Origin of the sequence: Streptococcus sp. 714, from assembly GCF_013277115.1 — a bacterium.
In the GTDB taxonomy this organism is placed as follows: domain Bacteria; phylum Bacillota; class Bacilli; order Lactobacillales; family Streptococcaceae; genus Streptococcus.
Genome location: NZ_VMMH01000008.1, coordinates 36232 through 54117, shown reverse-complemented (window position 1 = coordinate 54117; position 17886 = coordinate 36232). Strand labels below are relative to the sequence as shown.

Here is a 17886-nt window from a genome sequence, read left to right as displayed (position 1 = left end):
TTTCTTATCCTTTAACAGCTCCCATAGTAATACCCTGAGTGAAGGATTTTTGGAAGACTAGGAAGACTGTTACAATTGGCACAGCTGCAAGAGCTGCACCCGCCATGATCAAACCATAGTTGGTTGCCATTTCAGCTTGCATAGTTGCAACCCCAAGTGAGATGGTCAAGTTTTGACGTGAAGTCAACATAACCAACTGCATGAAGTAGTCGTTCCATGTATTGATGAAGGTAAAGATTGCAAGGGCTGCAAATCCTGGTTTCACAATTGGGAAGGCTACGCTCCAGAAAGTACGAATCTCACCACAACCATCGATTTTGGCTGATTCAAGCAATTCTGTTGGGATATTTTCGCTGAATTGTTTCATGAGGAAGACACCAAATGGCCATCCAATCAAAGGCAAGATAACCGCCCAAAGAGTGTCATGAATTCCCATGAAGTTGACGATACGTACCAATGGTACAAGGACAACTTGTTTTGGAAGAGCCATAGCAGCGATGAAGATGGCAAATAGGATACGTTGACCATAGAAACGTTTTTTAGCCAATACATAACCTGCTAGAGAAGAGGTTGCACAGACCAAGAACATGGTTACCAATGAGATAAACACAGAGTTCCACATCCACTGCATAGCAGGGTTTTGCACCATAAGTTGTTGGAAGTTTTCCATGGTTGGCATTTTAGGGAACCACTGAGGAGGAATAACGATTGTATCAGGTTGTGATTTGAATGCCCCTGTCAAAATCCAGTAGAATGGAAAGATAAACAGCACGGTCAACAAGAGCAAGATAATAGTTGAAATAACAGTGAAAGCTGTTAAAGGTTTCTTTTGTGTAGATTGCATAGCCGTCTCCTTTCTTTAATATTCTACGTCGTTTCCGAGTGCTTTAAATTGAACAAAACTTACGATCGCAATCATGACTGCCAAGAAGACACCAATTGTGTTGGCATAGCCGTATTCTGTCAATTGGAAGGCTTTTTCGTACAGGTAGTACATCAAGGTACTTGTTGAGTAGTTTGGCCCACCAGATGTCAAAAGCTGAATCAAGGCGAAAACTTGGAATGAGTTGATTGTTGTGATGATTGCGATATAAAGAGTTGTTGGAAGAAGGCTTGGCCATTTAATCTTCCAGAAAACTTGAAATTCAGTTGCACCGTCTACACGAGCCGCTTCAACCAGTGAATTGTCAATATTCCCCATAGCAGCGATATAAAGGATAATCGGCTGACCAACTGAAGTTGTCAAGAGGATAATCATAATTGCCAGTAATGCCCAGTGTTTATCTCCCAACCAAGAAATATTCTGGCTGATGATATGACTTGATTTAAGGACAAAGTTTAGAATCCCTGATAGTGGGTCATAAATCCATTTCCAAACAACTGTTACGGCAACACTACCTGTTACAACAGGAAGGAAGAAGACGAAACGGTAGAAAGATCTGGCAATAGCATTTTGATGGTAGGTTTGCGACGCCACAAAGAGCGAAAAGAGAACAACAATCGGTACAGATCCAACAACCAAAATAACTGTGTTAATCAAAGATTTTGTAAAAACAGGATCTTTAAACATACGGATATAGTTATCTAAGCCCACAAATTCAAAACTAGTCATAGAGTAGTTAAAGAAACTTGTGATGAAGCCCATAATCATTGGTACTAAAACGAAGACAACGAAGAAGAATAAAACTGGCGCTAGGAAAGCATAAGAAATAATAGTTTCTCTCATACGAATTTTATTAACTTTCACTGTCGGCACCTCTCTTTCAAATAGAATAATTTTTTGACTTTCTTGAACTGTTTTAAAATCAAAATGAAATTTTTTAAGATTCGCTTATGTAAGAACTTCATTTTAATTTCGTGACAGTTCCTTACATTTCAAACAAAATCCTCCCTTTTCTTACATAGACTATGCACAGGGAAAAGGGAGGGATCAATCTGATTTAGTGCTTATTGTTTTGTAGCTTTTTTAATTGTTTCGTTAGCTTTTTCAGTGAAGGCTTTCAAAGCGTCCGCTGGTTTTTCGTCACCATTTGATACAGATTGCAACATTGGGAACCAAAGTGTTCTCATTTCAGCAAAACCATTGATAGTGTTGTAGTATGGTGAGTAGTATTTAGTCCAACCACTGATTGTTTCCATACGTTTGTCTTCATAAAGTTTGCCAAATGAAGTACGAACTGGGAAGGCACCTGTACGAACAACGTCTTTTGGACCCCATTCTTTATCATCCGCAATAAATTGAATGAATTTCTTAGATGCTGCAACTTTCTTGTCGTCTTTGTTGTTGAATACTGCAAATCCGTTTACAAGGTATTCAAGAGCTGGTTTGCCTGAATCTGATGGGAATGGTACTTCTACCACTTCTACTTTACTTGCTTCCAAGAGTTTAGCTTGGATACCGTTTTGAGCTGGTGCCCAAAGGATTGTGTAAGATGTTTGACCGTTAGCAAAGTTTTGGATATCTGCTCCACCGTCAAATTGTGAACCATTGTTCAATAAACCGTCTTTGATCCAGCTAGCTGCTTTTTCAAGACCTTTGACGAATTTAGGATCATCAGTTGTATATTTTGTTACATCTTTATCTGTTACAGAACCGCCGTAAAGGTTTGAGATAAAGGCACGTGTTCCTTGGTCTCCCCCTTGACCAGAACTGAACAATGAACCTGGTGTGTAGCCTTTGTCTTTAAGCGCTTTCAAAACTTTTTCAAAATCATCAGTTGTCCAACCTTCTTTTACAAGGTTTGCAACTCCAGCTTCTTCCAACATTTTCTTGTTCATAGCCATGTAGAATGGAGCTGAACTGATTGGATACATGTAAGCTTTATCTCCAGCCTTACTTGCTTGTACAATGTTTTCGTTGTTGACATCTTTGACAAATTCATCTGTGAAAATATCATTCAATTCAGCTAATTTACCATTTTTACCGTATTGGATGATACGTCCTGGTGCGTCAAAAAGTACGTCTGGAGCTGTCCCTGCTTCGATAGCTGTTGTGATTTTTTCAGGACCAGACTTGAAGTCGATGGTTTCCAATTTCACTTTTACATCTGGATTTGCTTTTTCAAAAGCTTCGATGATTGATTTTTCATATGTTCCAACACCGTCACCAGTTTTTTCTTGAGTGAAGACTGGGAATGCCCACCAAGTGATTTCTGTTTTTCCACTATCGCTACCAGATTTTCCAGCATCTTTACTTCCACCAGAATTACCACATGCAGCAAGGCCAAGAACCGCAGCACCCGCAAGTACTGTACAAGCTAGTTTTCTAAATTTCATTTGTATTCTCCTAATTTATAAGCGTATCCATATTGGATAATAAGTTAGATTGCATTTGTATACGTTTTCATTTTATCCGACGCATTCACCACTCTCCTCTGTTTTTTTATTAAATAAGTTATTAATCATCAACACCTAAAATTTCATTAATACTATTTTTATATAAGATCGCTTTTGCTCCATAGATTGCTTGAATTCCACCCTTCACTTCTAAGACATCAACTGCACCTATTTGTTTTAAAAGTGCTTTATCAACTTGATCAACTTCTTTTACAGCTACACGTAAACGTGTTACACAAGCATCTACATCTTCTATATTATTTGATCCACCCAACGCTCTAATAATTTGTATACTATCCTGTTTTAAATGATTTGTAGTATTTGGAGTTGAGTCTGTAGGTTCAGAAATTTCTTTAGAATCCACTTCTTCTCCTCGTCCTGGAGTTAACACATTGAACTGAGTAATGAACCATCTAAAAATAATATAATACAAAACACTCCAAATAAGTCCAAATGGAATCTGCAAAATCCAATTCGTTTTATCATTCCCCTGCAAAATTCCAAATAAGGTGAAATCAATTACGCCTCCTGAGAATGTGTTTCCTATGGAAATATTTAAGACGTCTGCGACAAAGAAGCTGACACCATCAAGAAATGCGTGAACAACATATAAAACGGGACTGACAAACAGAAACATAAATTCAATTGGTTCTGTAATACCGGTAACAAAAGATGTTAAAGCAACTCCAAAAAACAAACCTGCGTATTTTTTACGACGATTTTTAGGGACACTATGGTACATCGCTAGACAAGCAGCCGGTAAACCGAACATCATTGTTGAAAAGCGACCTGCAAAAAACCTTGTTCCTTCTGTAAACAATCCAGAATGAGTTGGGTCAGCTAATTGAGCAAAAAATATTTTTTGAGCTCCAACCACTGTTTGTCCTGCAACAGTTTCAACACCACCAAGTTCAGTATACCAAAACATAGGGTAAATCATATGATGTAGGCCTACTGCTCCAGAAAGTCTCATTAAAAATCCATATAGGAAAGTTCCAATTGGTCCTGCCTGAGAAATATATCCACCTGTAGAAACAAGAAGTTGTTGGAAAGGTGGCCAAATAACAAAGAAGACAAAACCAATTAAGATAGAAGAGAAAGATGTGACAATAGGAACAAAGCGTGAACCTCCAAAAAATCCTAGAGCAGAAGGTAATTGAATATTGTTATATCGATTATGCAAATATACAGCTATCATTCCGACAACTAATGCTCCAATAACTCCAGTATCAATTGCAGATCCTTCTGACATAAAAAGTTTTACCAGAGCTTTGATAGTTGCAGTCATAACTAAGTAGCCAGTTACTGCTGCTAACGCAGCAGTTCCTTTATCTCGTTTTGCTAAGCCAATACATAGTCCCACACATAGAAGTAGTGATAAATTACTGAATACAACTTCTCCCGCGGAACTCATTACTTGGAATATTGACTGAATAATACTATTGTTTAATATTGGATAAGTTGCTATCGTGGTGGGATTTGAAAGTGCTCCACCAATACCTAAAAGTAGGCCTGCTGCAGGCAGTATAGCTATAGGTAACATAAAAGCTTTTCCAATTTTTTGTAAAACTTTAAACATAAAACTCCCATCTCACATCTTATTTGAGACCAGCAACAAAGCGTTCTGTAATCTCTTTTGGTCTAGTAATGGCGCCACCAACAACAATGCCCCTCACTCCATATCCAAGGATTTGTTTGGCTTGTTCTGGTGTATGAATTTTTCCTTCTGCAATGACATCCACGCCTGCATCACAAAGTTTTTTGATTAATTCGAAATCGGGACCATCCACTTTTGGACTGTAAGATGTATATCCTGATAAGGTTGTTCCGACAAAGTCAATTCCTGCTTCAACAGCTGCTAGTCCTTCTTCAAAAGTACTTGTATCAGCCATCAAGAGCTGGTTCGGATATTTCTCCTTAACCTGACGAATAAACTCTTGAATCTCCAAACCATCGTAGCGTTCACGCTTGGTACAATCCAGAGCAATCACCTCGATGTCCAGTTCTGCCAATTCATCAACTTCTTTCATGGTAGCCGTGATGAAGGGTTCTTGTGGCGGATAATCTCGTTTGATTATCCCAATAATCGGAAGTTTTGTAACCTCCTTTATTTCTTTGATATCACGAACACTGTTTGCTCGGATACCGACTGCTCCACCTTGCTCAGCCGCTTTGACCAGCAAGGGAATGACTCCTCCCGCTTCTGTATAAAGCGGTTCGTGAGGAAGGGCCTGACAAGAAACGATGATTCCATCTTTGATTTGTGCAATCAAGGCTTCTTTAGTAATCTGTGGCATCCTCTTTCCTCCTTTTCTTTGTTCTTATGAGGTCATTATATACCATTTGTTAAGCGCTTTCAATACTTTGTCGTGGAATAGATTTCAGTTTCAAAAGTATTTTATAGAACAGCTGTTTCTGAAAGTAGTTTCAGATAACATAAATATCCGTATCTATTACTCAAAATTACGAATCTTATTATAAACTTCTATATCAATAAAACCAGTCTAGAATTCCCATCTTTTTACAGGACCCCAGACTGGTTTATTTTAGATTAACATAGAAGTTCAAAGTGAGATTTCAGACAAAGTTAACTGTCTTTTTGTTTATAGGAGATCATTACTCCAAGGATCATTCCCACAAAACCAAGCAAAACTGTTGTTATTGATTTATTCTCACCTGTATTTGGTAACATTGACTGTTCATTATTACTTACTTTATTCTCTAATCGATTCGATTCAGAGTTTTCATTTGTAGATAACAATTTAGATGACAGTGAAACTTCTTCAACCTTGTTATCTTCTGTAGGATTTTTAAATGGTGGATTGTCAATGGAGTGTCGGAAAGTCATCGCATAAATACTAGAATTATTAGTCTCAAAAATAATCTTTCCATCTTTTTGTTCGAATTCAATAGTGTGTAGTTTTCCTTCTGGATCTACAGCATAAACATTCTCAACGAACTGATCTGTAGCAAAAGTAACAAGGACTTTTCCTTCAGGTTTAACATATCTGCCATTTACATCCTTCAATTTGATATCAAATGCTTTGTAGTTTAATGAACTTAAATCACTAACTTGAACTTCTTTCATTTGAATATCTATCACATTTTTCAATACTTCTTCTGAAGCTTGAATTTGAACACTTCCTGTTTCATTTTTTAAAATACGTTGTGAACTAGCAATTCCTGTGATAACATTCTTAGTTTCTGCTTCATCCTTACTGTCTTTATTATTTACTTGTTTATCAGTAGATTTCACTACTGAACTTCCTTCTCCTGAGGTTGATAATGGACCCATATATTCTGGGATTTCTAGTATCGGAGATTCACCTCTATTCACGCCACCTGTGAAAGCTGGAAGGTGGTGGACATCAGCATCTGCACCATTAATTCCGCCTCTAAAATCTGGCTTATCTATTGTAGGAGCTGGAAAGTCCCCTAATGTGGATAGAACACCGCTATACTCTGGAACTTCTGTAACAAGTGAGTCGCCTCCATTCACTCCGCCTTTAAACTCTGGCTTAGCTACTGTAGGAGCTGGAAAATCACCTAATATGGATATAATACCGCTATACTCTGGAACTTCTGTAACAAGTGAGTCACCCCCATTCACGCCACCTGTAAACTCTGGCTTAGCTACTGTAGGAGCTGGAGAATCTCCTAATGTGGATATAATACCGCTATACTCTGGAACTTCTGTAACAAGTGAGTCGCCCCCATTCACGCCACCTTTAAACTCTGGCTTAGCGACTGTAGGAGCTGGAGAATCTCCTAATGTGGATATAATACCGCTATACTCTGGAACTTCTGTAACAAGTGAGTCGCCTCCGTTAACTCCGCCTGTAAAGTCATGCTGTTCAACTGTTGGGGCCGATTCTTCTCCTGAGGTTGATAATACACCCATATACTCTGGGATTTCCAGTATAGGAGATTCAGTGAAAGGAACTCCACCTTTAAACTCTGGCTTAGCGACTGTAGGAGCTGCAAAGTCACCAGATGTACCTAAAATACCAGAATCTTCTTTTCCACTATCTTTTTTTGGATCTAATTTCCCAGCTAAATCCTTATCCGAATCCTTCTTAGAAGGTTCCACTTCTTTATCTTCCACATAGACAGGAGCTTTTGGTTGACCCTCAATATAAGAACGAACCCAATCCAGCTGCTCTTTTGATAAAACCAAACCACCACTACGGCTTCCTACAACACCATTTTGGTGAACTCCAATTAAAGCACCTTTATCATTATAAAGACCACCACCAGACGCTCCAGGTTTCGTACCTCCGTAGCTAATTCCCTCTATTCCAGAACCGAAGTCTGTAGTTCCTACTACTTTGCTATCTAAAACTGGACTTAGCTTGTTATCTGGAAAACCATAGACCGAAACTGAATCCCCCTCTGCAACTTTCGAAGATTGTTTTACAACCTCTACAGGAGTTACTCCTTTTACTGCTTCTTTTAACCGAACCAAAGCTAAGTCATTTTTAAAGCCAAATACAGAGTCTTTCTTATTCCAATAAACAATATCATCATCTGAAAAATTCACAGACAACCCATTCGGTAAGGTTGCTTTATACACTGTATTGGTACGACCAGATTTAGTAACTACCTCAGAACCTTTAACTGTTAAGAAATTATGAGCGACTGTTAACACCAAATTTGGTGCAATTAAAGTACCTGACCCCGACCCATCTGGCGTTTGAATGTGCGTTGTAGCATAGAAATTTTCTGAGCCATTCGGAGCTTGTAACACCTCTTTACTAGGTACAGGTAAATTCGATTTACCACTCAAATCGACTTTACCAACTTCAGTTCTTGCAAAATCCGAAGAAGACGTTGATGGAGGAGTTACCGAATCTACTACCGCTCTTATAATTGTATCTCCTAAAGCTAACTTACTGACATAGTCATCAGACCAAGTAGTATCACTTGCTAGTTTGTTAATTGGCACTCCGTTATAGGATACCACTTTAGCTGTTGGGGAAGTTGCTATTAACTGTTTGAAGTCTGGATTTTGTCTTAAATGAAAATTCAAGCCACTTCCAACAGAACCTTCCTGAACAACCTTATCTGAAATCAAACGAGTTCCTTTAGTATCTTCCACTCGAAGTAGAACACGACCTTTTTCTTCACCTTTTACTAAAGTAGCTCGACCTTTTTCATCAAAACTATACAAAGCACCGTCAATCTCAGACTCTACATCTTTTAAAGCTATATGATTTTCATCATAGTAGTAACGGTTTGCACCATCTATATACCAACCTTTTATACCATATTTATCAATCATAGAACGAATCCAAGCTCTGTGCTTGTCCGTAAAGATAGTACCACCGCCAATACGCTCACTCTCAGGAGCGTTTGAAGTATTCGTTCCGTGCTGGTGGATACCGACTACCTCTCCCTTATCATTAAACAAAGGAGCACCTGAAAAACCTCCTAAAGCTGAGGAATGATAAGTGACTGCACCACTCTCTTTATTGATACTGCTCACAGTTGTTGAGACTGAATAAGCCTTACCGTCTTTCAAGCGAGCTTTATTTTCTTTACTTAAATTTGGAGTAGAAAAATCATTAGGATAGCCGACCATAGTGATTTTATCACCAGTAGAAACCTCTTTATGACTCAACTCTCTTGGGGAGTCTTCTCCCCCTGTCATAGCTTCTACAGGCTTTTTAGTTACCACTACTGCTAAGTCGTTGCTATAGTCTTTACCAAAGTCTTTGCCGTTATACAAGTGAATAGAGTCTTTTTCAAGAGCTTCTGATACCCCTGAAGTAGGTACTTTATTGCTTTTCTCCTTTTCCGAGTTCATTACAACATAACTACGAGCAGACTCCCCACCACGCAAGACCGCAGACTTATCCTCTTGGTTTTTATCATAGTAGTTATGAGCTACTGTTACCATCACATTCGGCGCTACGAATACACCGCTACCTGATGCGGTTTGTTTTCCACTCGTTCCACTGTCATAAGTTGTGTAAGTCATAGCAACACCTTCTGCAGATTTACTATGAACATCCACATCGTGAATATCGCCACCGCCTTGAATGACATCAGCATAAACAACCCCGCCACCAATAACTGGTAACTCTGGTGCAGCTAAGCCAATCACTGCGGATAGTGTCAAACAACCAACCAAACCATAAGCTTTGGATTTACGAAATTTCCCTAAACCCTTTAAACATACAAACATATATTACCTCACTTTAACTTTCAAAGTTAATTTATCCAAATATATTCTAAAAAATAAAATATTACAGTTTCCATTAGCATAACACTCTCTATTTTGATTCTTACAATAAAAATAGACATAGACTATTTTGCTACTTTACAAATGATATTTAAGTACTGTATCTCCAAGAATATAGTTTTTTATAAGATATTATCCTAATCAGAAAACTAAGTTATACATAAACTTATATATAAATGTTCATTTGTAGCGAAACTGTATATTTTCTTATAAATTATAACACATTTTACAGACGCTTTCCAATGTCTTGAAAGAACTTATACCAAACTAGATAGCAAAATGAATTGTTTTACACCAAGGTCAAGAAAAAAACTCATACTCAATAAAAATCAAAAAGCAAACTAGAAAGCTAGCCGCAGGCTGCTCAAGACACTGTTTTGAGCTTGCAGATAAAGTTGCCGTGGTTTGAAGAGATTTTCGAAGAGTATGAATTTCAAAGTATATGTGAACTAGAATATTTGCTGACTAGACTCTATACAAAAAGAGAGCTACTAGACTCTCTCATTCATCACTTCACATACTTAAAAGGTATCTCGCTACCACATAGCCAGTTGTAGACTTGGTCATTGACAAAGACATTCATGGCTTCGTGGGCATACTCAGGCATGATGCGATAGGCCTTATCGCAGGTCAGACGGTTGTATATCGCAAACTGGGTAATAGGATAGCAAACATCATCGTCCAAGCCCGTAATCATCTTGACCTCACCCTTGATACGATGAGCAAGATTTTTCACATCGATATAGGCAAGGGTCGCCATGATTTCCTCCTCAGTTTCATGGAAGGGATCATGGAACTTGAAATAACGGAACAGTTCGTCGTAGGCTTCACTTGTATTACCAATCTCAAGCACTCGTCTAAAGTCTGATAAGAAGGGATAGATGGTAACTGTTTTCTGAATCCGAGGATTGAGCGCTGCTGCAACTAGAGCTAGAGCCCCTCCTTGTGAGGCACCATAGCTAGAAAGACGCTTCTCATCAACCTGAGGCAGATTGGCAATAATCTCAACCAACTGGTAAATATCCAGATAAACATCCTTATAAAAGAGATGCTCCCGACCTTCCACAGCACCACGGATGATATGCCCCTTAACGGTATTTCCAAGAGGAGAACGCAAACCGTCTTGCGAGTAACCTGACTGGCCCCGCACATCCATGGAGACAACACCGTAACCAGACACGGTATAGGCCAGCATGTCAGCCCAGTCCCAGCCACGTCCCATATAACCATGGAAATGGAAGATTATCGGAACCTTCTCCTCACTCTTTGGAAGAACGACGCGTGCGTAGACCTTTCCTTCATTGGTTCCTTCAAATGTTAACTCATAGCACTTGACTTGAGGAATGCAGAAATCTCTTTCCTCCAACTGGTAGGCTGGAAGAGTTGAAACTTTTTTCACTTCCCCATCCCAGAAAACATCAAAATCTTCTGGAACCTCATCCCGTCCTCTATAAGTCTTGATTTCTTCTAACAAAGCTGGATGTTTCATAACATGCTCCTTAAATTTTGTAATCGCTACCACCACTGTAGCATATATAAGAAATCAATGCAAGAAAGAAGGGTAATACTCTTCGAAAATCTCTTCAAACCACGTCAACGTCGCCTTGGATTATATATGTAACTGACTTGGTCAGTCTTATCTACAATCTCAACGCAGTGCTTTGAGCAACCTACGGCTAGTTTCCTAGTTTGCTCTTTGATTTTCATTAAGTATAAATAGAAAGTGAATTTAGCTTTTCCTCCCTCAAACCTATCATCTGAAGGCAATCTTAAACTTCTAGTATTCAGTTTTACATATGATCCTTCACAGCTACTGCTACCATTTTGGCTTTTGCACGGACTTTACCCGCCACTGACATCTCCATAGAAATAATTGCCTTTCTTTCTCCTAATTCCTCCAGAGTAGAAATAACAACAATTTCATCGTCAATTGGGGTTGGGCTAAGGTAGTCAACTTCTAAATGAGCTGTGATGAAGCGACCGATAACTGTTTCGTCTGTCAATTCCAAACCTTTTTGATGGTGAGCAAACCATGCAGCGGACGCTGTTCCATGGCAATCAAAAATAGTCGCTATCATTCCTCCAAAGACATTTGATGGAACTCCGCCAGTATAAGCATTTTCAAGCTTTATCCGACTAATACAACGCTCCCCATCCAGACTTGGATAGGTTTTTAAATGTAAACCCAAATCATTCTTTGGGCCGCACCCCCAACAATGCTGGAAGCGTTCTCCATACCTATCCTGAATAGCAATCGTTCTTGTTTCTAACATTCTTTTCACTCCTCCTTATTCAGATGGGGTCATTATATCAAGCTTCTGTCAAAGAGTAAATAGACTGGAAGACTAATATCTTTTTATCACTTGACTAAGTTTGATTTATAGCCGATTATTTCATAAAAATAAAAAGAGCATTTCTGCCCTTTTTCGCCTGTTCAATCTTATTTTGTTGCTTCTTTCTTTTGGAAAGTGGTTTGGTAATTTACTTTAATCGTTACTGTCATGTGAGAGTCCTCGTTTCTTTTTGATGACTCTAGTATAAGGGGCAAACCTGAAAGCTAGCTTAAGATTTCCTTAGAGAAAGCTTATACTCAATGAAAATCAAAGAGCAAACTAGGAAACTAGCCGCAGGCTGTACTTGAGTACGGCAAGGCGACGTTGACGTGGTTTAAATTTGATTTTCGAAGAGTATTAATCTAAATGTTCTTTCTTTTCCATATGAAGGGCAATCATGCGCCATTCCGGATCCTCTTGCCAACCTTCTATCGAACTAATGTAACTAGCAACCTTTCTGGCTTCTTCTAAAATCGGAAAATCTTCGATAATATCAGCCACTTGGAACTCTGGGAGACCTGACTGTCTGGTTCCAAAAATCTCACCAGAACCACGCATTTTCAAATCTTCCTCCGCAAGGACAAATCCATTGGTGGTTTCAGTCATGATGCGCATACGGTCTTTCCCAGAATCCGTCTTGGGATTAGCAACGAGCACTGCATAAGACTGCTTATCTCCTCGACCGACACGACCTCTAAGCTGGTGAAGCTGGCTGAGACCGAAGCGATCGGCATCCATGATAATCATGACGGTCGCATTGGGAACATTGACCCCGACCTCGATAACCGTCGTCGAAACCAGAATATCCGTTTTTCTCTCTTTGAACTCCTGCATAATCTGGTCTTTTTCATCACTCTTCATCTTACCATGTAAAAGAGCCACCTCTGCCTTACCTGCAAAATGAGCCGTCAACTCTTCTGATAAGGCAATGGCATTTTTTAAATCCAGAGCTTCTGATTCTTCAATCAAGGGAGAGATGACATAGGCTTGAGAACCTTTTTGGAGTTCCCCCTCTAACCAAGTCAAGACCTGTGGTAGTTGCTCATGCTTAATCCAACGTGTCACAATAGGCTTCCGTCCTGCTGGCATCTGGTCGATAATGGAAACATCCATATCTCCAAAGGCTGTGATGGCCAGCGTCCGTGGAATGGGAGTTGCCGTCATCATGAGTACGTCTGGATTGTCGCCTTTTTCCCGTAAAATCCGCCTTTGCCCCACACCAAAACGGTGCTGCTCATCGATAATAACCAAACCAAGACGAGCATACTCCACCCCATCCTGTATCAGAGCGTGAGTTCCTATAATCAAATCAGCCTCACCCTTGGCGATTTTCTCCAAAACTTCTCTCTTTTCTGCAGACTTCAAGGAACCTGTCAAGAGAGCCAGTTTTAGAGCTGGGAAGAGACTCTTCAAACTCTCAAAGTGTTGCTCTGCAAGGATTTCTGTCGGTACCATGAGGGCTGCCTGATAGCCAGCTGTCACCGCCGCAAACATGGCCAAGCCAGCGACGACTGTTTTTCCACTCCCCACATCCCCTTGCAGGAGACGATTCATGTGGTGGTCCGACTTCATGTCGATCAAAATTTCTTGCAAACTCTTTTCTTGAGCTGAAGTCAGGGCAAAAGGCAGACTTTCTTTAACAGCCGTCACTTTTTCCTGAGACCAATCCAGAACCAAACCGCTTCCCTGAACTCTATTTTCAAACTTGAGGGTCTGCAATTGCATTTGGAAATAAAAGAGTTCCTCAAACTTGATACGGCGAAGGGCCTGCTTGTATTCTGCCAAATCCTTAGGAAAATGCATGGCACGAACGGCCTGACAACGGGACATAAGTTTGTATTTGTCCAGCAAAGACTGGGGAAGATTTTCTTCTATCAAGAGGTCCAGTCCCTGATCAAAGGCTGTCTTGATGACCTTTACCAGACTGGCTTGACTGATTCCCTGAGCCAGACGATAGACAGGCTGTAGATCATCCTCTACCTGAGCCAGGACCTTCATCCCTGTCAGACTCGCCTTGGCGCGGTCCCATTTTCCAAAGACAGCAAGGGTTGCTCCCAACTCTATCTTATCAGCCAGATAGGGCTGGTTAAAGAAATTCACCGAAAAAACAACTTCTCCCTGCTTGAGGCTAAAACGCAGGCGATTGCGCTTGAAACCATAATACTGGACACTGGCAGGAGTCACGACTTGTCCAGACAGAACCGCCTTTTCACCGTCTTCTAGCTCCAGCACCTGCTTGGTCTTGAAATCTTCATATCGGAAAGGAAAGTAGAGCAAGAGGTCTTGCAAGTTTTCAATTTCTAGTTTGGCGTATTTTTCTGCTGACTTTGGTCCCACACCAGGTAAGACATGCAAGGGTTGATGTAGATTCATGCTCCACTCCTTTCTTTTTAATAATATTCTCTCGGAATGCGGTCGCTGAGAAGACAAACTACTTCATAGTTAATAGTTCCACGGTAGGTCGCTACCTGAGTAGCTGTGATTTCCTTGCCCCCGTTAGAACCAATCAAAGTTACCTTGGTTCCTAGCGGATAAGGCTTAGGCAGACGAATGGTGATTTGGTCCATAGAAACTCGTCCGACGATTGGGCAGGCTTGCCCATCTACCAAGACAGAAAAATTCTGCAGGTCTCGTGTCCATCCATCCGCATAGCCGATTGGCACCGTCGCAATGACTTGCTCGCTATCTGCCTGATAGGTCGCTCCATAGCCCATGCAAGCTCCAGCTGGAACCGTCTTAACATGAACCAGAGCAGACTCCAAGGTCAAGGCTGGAGTCAGGTCATAGGGCAAGTCCAAAACATCTCCACTTGGATTGAGACCATACATAGCATCTCCCATACGAACCGCATTGAAAATAGTCTCTGCATGCCAAAGAGTCGTTGCCGAATTGCTGGCATGGATCAGCTCTGGGACTTCTTTCATACTAGCCAAAATAGTTTTAAACCGTTCTAACTGGACATTAAAGTAGTCATCTGATTCCTCGTCTGCAGTAGCAAAGTGGGTAAAAACCCCTTCAACACAAGCACCGTATTGTTGAAGCAGGTCTTGAGTCTGCTCAGCTTCACTAGCCTCTCGAAAACCAATACGTCCCATTCCTGAATCAATCTTGAGGTGGACTGTCAATCCAGTTAGGTCTGATTCCTTATCTAAGAGTACTTGAATCCACTCCAGTCCGGCCACAGTCAAGGTGATGTCGTATTCTTTAGCTAGAGTAACAGCTTCTAGCTCAGAAACTCCTAAAATGAGGATTTTCTTCCTGAGTCCAGCTTGTCTAAGTTCAATGGCTTCATCAATATTGGAAACGCAAAAACCATCAACATCATCCTGAATTGCCTTGGCAACGGCAACAGCCCCATGGCCATAAGCATTAGCCTTGACCACAGCCCACTTGAGCGTTCCTTGAGGGATATGAGCCCCCATTTGCTGAATATTTTGTCGAATAGCTCCCAGATGAATCAGAGCCTTGGTTGGTCTATGCGGACTAGCTTTCATGATTTTCCTCCAAAATGACACTGGCTGTCACAAACTGAGCTGTATGGCTGATAGACAGCCAAATCTTTCCTGAAAATGGTGACTGACTAAAATAAGGCGCCCCGCGTTCATTATTCAAGACTTCCAAATCTTGAAAACCGAGCTTTCCAATGCCAGTTCCCATTGCCTTAGAAAAGGCTTCTTTAGCGGACCAGCGACCAGCCAAATATTCAATCTGCCTGCGCCCTTCAAGACTGTTAAATCGTTCCATTTCCTTAGCGGTCAGCACGCGCTTGGCAAAACCTTCATGTCGTGTAACTGCGCTTTCTATCGAAGCCAATTCTTCAATATCAATTCCGTGTCCAACTATCATTCTCATCAAAAGGAGTTGAGATTCCCCAACTCCATCCTTTTCACTTATTTTGTCAAGGTAGCATAGATTTCTTCTACCAAGGCCTCTGTATTTTCCCAACCCAGGCAAGGATCGGTAATAGAGCAACCAAAGACCTCTGGTTGGTTTTGACGACCATCTGCTAGGTAAGATTCAATCATAAAGCCTCGAACTGTCTTTTTGATTTTCTCATTCCAATCACGATTCTGCAAGGTCTGGCGAACAATTCGAATTTGCTCCATATATTGCTTTCCTGAGTTATCATGGTTGGTATCAATGAGAATAAAAGGATTTTCAAGTCCCATGGATTCATAGCGCTCAATGGCATTTAGCAGGGTTTCATAGTAAAAGTTAGGCTCATTTTTCCCATATTCATTAACTGCTCCACGAAGGATGACGTGAGCCAAGGGATTTCCTGAAGTCTCAACTTCTTGACCATGAAAGAGGAAGGTCTGTTTGTTCTGAGCGGCATAGATACCGTTAAACATAACCCCAAGATTTCCTGAGGTTGGATTTTTCATCCCCACTGGTGCATCAATCCCTGAGGCTACAAAACGGTGCTCTTGGTCTTCCACAGAACGAGCCCCAACAGCATGGTAGCTGACCAAATCATCTACCAAGACCAGATTTGACGGATAAAGCATCTCATCTGCCGTTGTCAAACCAGTCTCTGTAATCACGCGGTAGTGCAACTGGCGCACAGCCTGCAAGCCGTTAATCAGGCTTGGAGCCTTCGAAGTATCTGGCTGGTGAACCAAGCCTTTATAGCCGTCTCCATTGGTGCGTGGTTTAGCTGTATAAACACGCATAACCATGAAAATCTTGTCCGACACCTTCTTTTGCAAGGCAGATAAACGGCGGGCATATTCCAAGACAGCCTCCTCATTGTCAGAAGAGCAAGGACCAATCACCAAAAGGATACGGTCATCTTCTCCTGAAATAATGTCTGCCAATTCTCTATCACGACGCTCCTTTAGTCGCAAGGTTTCCGCAGACAATTGGGTTTCTGCCTTGATTGCTTCAATATCGATTTCTTGACCTTTTTCAATAAATGCCATACTATTCTCCTAGCGTTTGGTAGATTTCTCTGACAAGGGCTTCCGTATTTTCCCAGCCTAGGCAAGGGTCTGTGATCGACTTGCCAAATACTTCTGGTTCATTTTGACGGCCGTCTTCTAGATAAGACTCAATCATAAAGCCACGAACGTACTGCTTGATTTTTTCATTCCAATCACGGTTAATCAAGGTCTGACGGACAATTCGAATCTGGTCCATGTATTGCTTACCAGAATTGTCATGATTGGTATCCACAATGATAAAGGGATTTTCCAAGCCCATTTTCTCATACTGGGCAATAGTATCCATCAAATTGTCATAGTAGTAGTTGGGAATATTCTTACCATACTCATTGGTCGCTCCACGAAGAATAGCGTGCGAAAGCGGGTTTCCAGTTGTTTCCACTTCTTTTCCTAGGAAAAGGAAACTCTGTTTGTTTTGAGCAGCATAAATCCCATTAAACATAACATTGAGATTTCCTGAGGTTGGATTTTTAAAACCAGTCGCAAAATCTGCCCCACTTGCTACAAAGCGGTGTTGCTGGTCTTCAACTGAACGGGCACCAACCGCCATATAAGAAATCAAATCATCCACAAGCGGAAGATTTTCAGGATAAAGCATTTCATCAGCTGTCGTCATACCTGTTTCCGTAATGACACGATAGTGAAGATGGCGAACGGCTTTGATTCCGTTGATAAGACTAGGTGCTTCTGCCGTGTTAGGCTGGTGAATCAAGCCCTTATAGCCATCTCCGTTGGTACGAGGTTTGGCAGTATAAACACGCATAACCATAAAGATACGGTCTGCTACTTCTTCTTGTAGGACTGCCAAACGCTTAGCGTACTCAAGAACAGCTTCTTCATTGTCAGATGAGCATGGCCCGATTACCAAGAGAATTCTCTGGTCTTCTCCACGTATAATGGCTTCTAGCTCTTGATCGCGCTGTGATTTTCTCTCCAAAGCATGGCCTTCTAATTTTGATAAGGCACGAACTTCTTCAATATTAATTTTAGGACTTTTTGCTGTAAATACCATAACTCATCTCCTTATAAA

The 17886-nt window shown here is 40.8% G+C and carries 13 protein-coding genes; all 13 read right to left on the bottom strand.

The genetic code is table 11. The features are described 5' to 3' along the window. Window positions 1-4: 4 nt before the first annotated feature. Window positions 5-844: a carbohydrate ABC transporter permease gene (locus HT718_RS03085; protein WP_033676563.1), complete on the bottom strand. Its 840-nt coding sequence runs from the start codon at window positions 842-844 to the stop codon at window positions 5-7. A 15-nt stretch (window positions 845-859) separates the two neighbouring features. Beyond that, on the bottom strand, window positions 860-1726 hold the full coding sequence (locus tag HT718_RS03080; protein ID WP_162489245.1) for a sugar ABC transporter permease: 867 nt from the start codon (window positions 1724-1726) through the stop codon (window positions 860-862). 221 nt (window positions 1727-1947) lie between these two features. Next, complete coding sequence (locus HT718_RS03075; RefSeq protein ID WP_173267222.1) at window positions 1948-3276, bottom strand: ABC transporter substrate-binding protein; 1329 nt, start codon at window positions 3274-3276, stop codon at window positions 1948-1950. A 121-nt stretch (window positions 3277-3397) separates the two neighbouring features. Beyond that, window positions 3398-4915: a PTS transporter subunit EIIC gene (locus tag HT718_RS03070; protein WP_173267220.1), complete on the bottom strand. Its 1518-nt coding sequence runs from the start codon at window positions 4913-4915 to the stop codon at window positions 3398-3400. A 19-nt stretch (window positions 4916-4934) separates the two neighbouring features. After that, a complete protein-coding gene (locus HT718_RS03065; RefSeq protein ID WP_001135675.1) occupies window positions 4935-5633 on the bottom strand; it encodes an N-acetylmannosamine-6-phosphate 2-epimerase in 699 nt (232 codons plus the stop codon). A gap of 290 nt (window positions 5634-5923) precedes the next feature. Then, entirely contained in the window at window positions 5924-9523 is a 3600-nt protein-coding gene (locus HT718_RS03060; protein WP_173267218.1) for an SIALI-17 repeat-containing surface protein, read from the bottom strand. A gap of 565 nt (window positions 9524-10088) precedes the next feature. After that, a complete protein-coding gene (locus HT718_RS03055; protein WP_173267216.1) occupies window positions 10089-11069 on the bottom strand; it encodes an acetylxylan esterase in 981 nt (326 codons plus the stop codon). A gap of 301 nt (window positions 11070-11370) precedes the next feature. Continuing rightward, window positions 11371-11853 (bottom strand): hotdog domain-containing protein, encoded by a 483-nt coding sequence (locus HT718_RS03050; RefSeq protein ID WP_000894827.1) that lies wholly within the window; start codon window positions 11851-11853, stop codon window positions 11371-11373. 417 nt (window positions 11854-12270) lie between these two features. Next, the gene (gene recG / locus HT718_RS03045) at window positions 12271-14313 is read right to left on the bottom strand and encodes an ATP-dependent DNA helicase RecG (RefSeq protein ID WP_345890256.1); all 2043 of its coding nucleotides are present in this window, start codon (window positions 14311-14313) and stop codon (window positions 12271-12273) included. After that, a complete protein-coding gene (gene alr, locus HT718_RS03040) occupies window positions 14304-15407 on the bottom strand; it encodes an alanine racemase (RefSeq protein WP_173267211.1) in 1104 nt (367 codons plus the stop codon). The genes recG and alr overlap by 10 nt, the downstream gene beginning before the upstream one ends. After that, window positions 15397-15759 carry a holo-ACP synthase gene (gene acpS / locus HT718_RS03035; protein WP_173267356.1) on the bottom strand — a complete coding sequence of 121 codons (363 nt, stop codon included), beginning with the start codon at window positions 15757-15759 and terminating at the stop codon, window positions 15397-15399. Before acpS ends, alr begins: the two co-directional genes overlap by 11 nt. 44 nt (window positions 15760-15803) lie before the next feature. Beyond that, window positions 15804-16835 carry a 3-deoxy-7-phosphoheptulonate synthase gene (locus HT718_RS03030; protein WP_173267209.1) on the bottom strand — a complete coding sequence of 344 codons (1032 nt, stop codon included), beginning with the start codon at window positions 16833-16835 and terminating at the stop codon, window positions 15804-15806. Window position 16836: 1 nt separating this feature from the next. Continuing rightward, a complete protein-coding gene (locus HT718_RS03025; RefSeq protein WP_173267207.1) occupies window positions 16837-17868 on the bottom strand; it encodes a 3-deoxy-7-phosphoheptulonate synthase in 1032 nt (343 codons plus the stop codon). Window positions 17869-17886 lie beyond the last annotated feature (18 nt).

Coding starts and splice junctions, on each gene's coding strand:
- HT718_RS03050 (WP_000894827.1), bottom strand. CDS start 11,853: ATGTTAGAAACAAGAACGATTGCTATTCAGGATAGGTATGGAGAACGC.
- HT718_RS03065 (WP_001135675.1), bottom strand. CDS start 5,633: ATGCCACAGATTACTAAAGAAGCCTTGATTGCACAAATCAAAGATGGA.
- HT718_RS03085 (WP_033676563.1), bottom strand. CDS start 844: ATGCAATCTACACAAAAGAAACCTTTAACAGCTTTCACTGTTATTTCA.
- alr (WP_173267211.1), bottom strand. CDS start 15,407: ATGAAAGCTAGTCCGCATAGACCAACCAAGGCTCTGATTCATCTGGGA.
- HT718_RS03060 (WP_173267218.1), bottom strand. CDS start 9,523: ATGTTTGTATGTTTAAAGGGTTTAGGGAAATTTCGTAAATCCAAAGCT.
- HT718_RS03075 (WP_173267222.1), bottom strand. CDS start 3,276: ATGAAATTTAGAAAACTAGCTTGTACAGTACTTGCGGGTGCTGCGGTT.
- HT718_RS03080 (WP_162489245.1), bottom strand. CDS start 1,726: ATGAGAGAAACTATTATTTCTTATGCTTTCCTAGCGCCAGTTTTATTC.
- HT718_RS03055 (WP_173267216.1), bottom strand. CDS start 11,069: ATGAAACATCCAGCTTTGTTAGAAGAAATCAAGACTTATAGAGGACGG.
- HT718_RS03025 (WP_173267207.1), bottom strand. CDS start 17,868: ATGGTATTTACAGCAAAAAGTCCTAAAATTAATATTGAAGAAGTTCGT.
- HT718_RS03030 (WP_173267209.1), bottom strand. CDS start 16,835: ATGGCATTTATTGAAAAAGGTCAAGAAATCGATATTGAAGCAATCAAG.
- acpS (WP_173267356.1), bottom strand. CDS start 15,759: ATGATAGTTGGACACGGAATTGATATTGAAGAATTGGCTTCGATAGAA.
- HT718_RS03070 (WP_173267220.1), bottom strand. CDS start 4,915: ATGTTTAAAGTTTTACAAAAAATTGGAAAAGCTTTTATGTTACCTATA.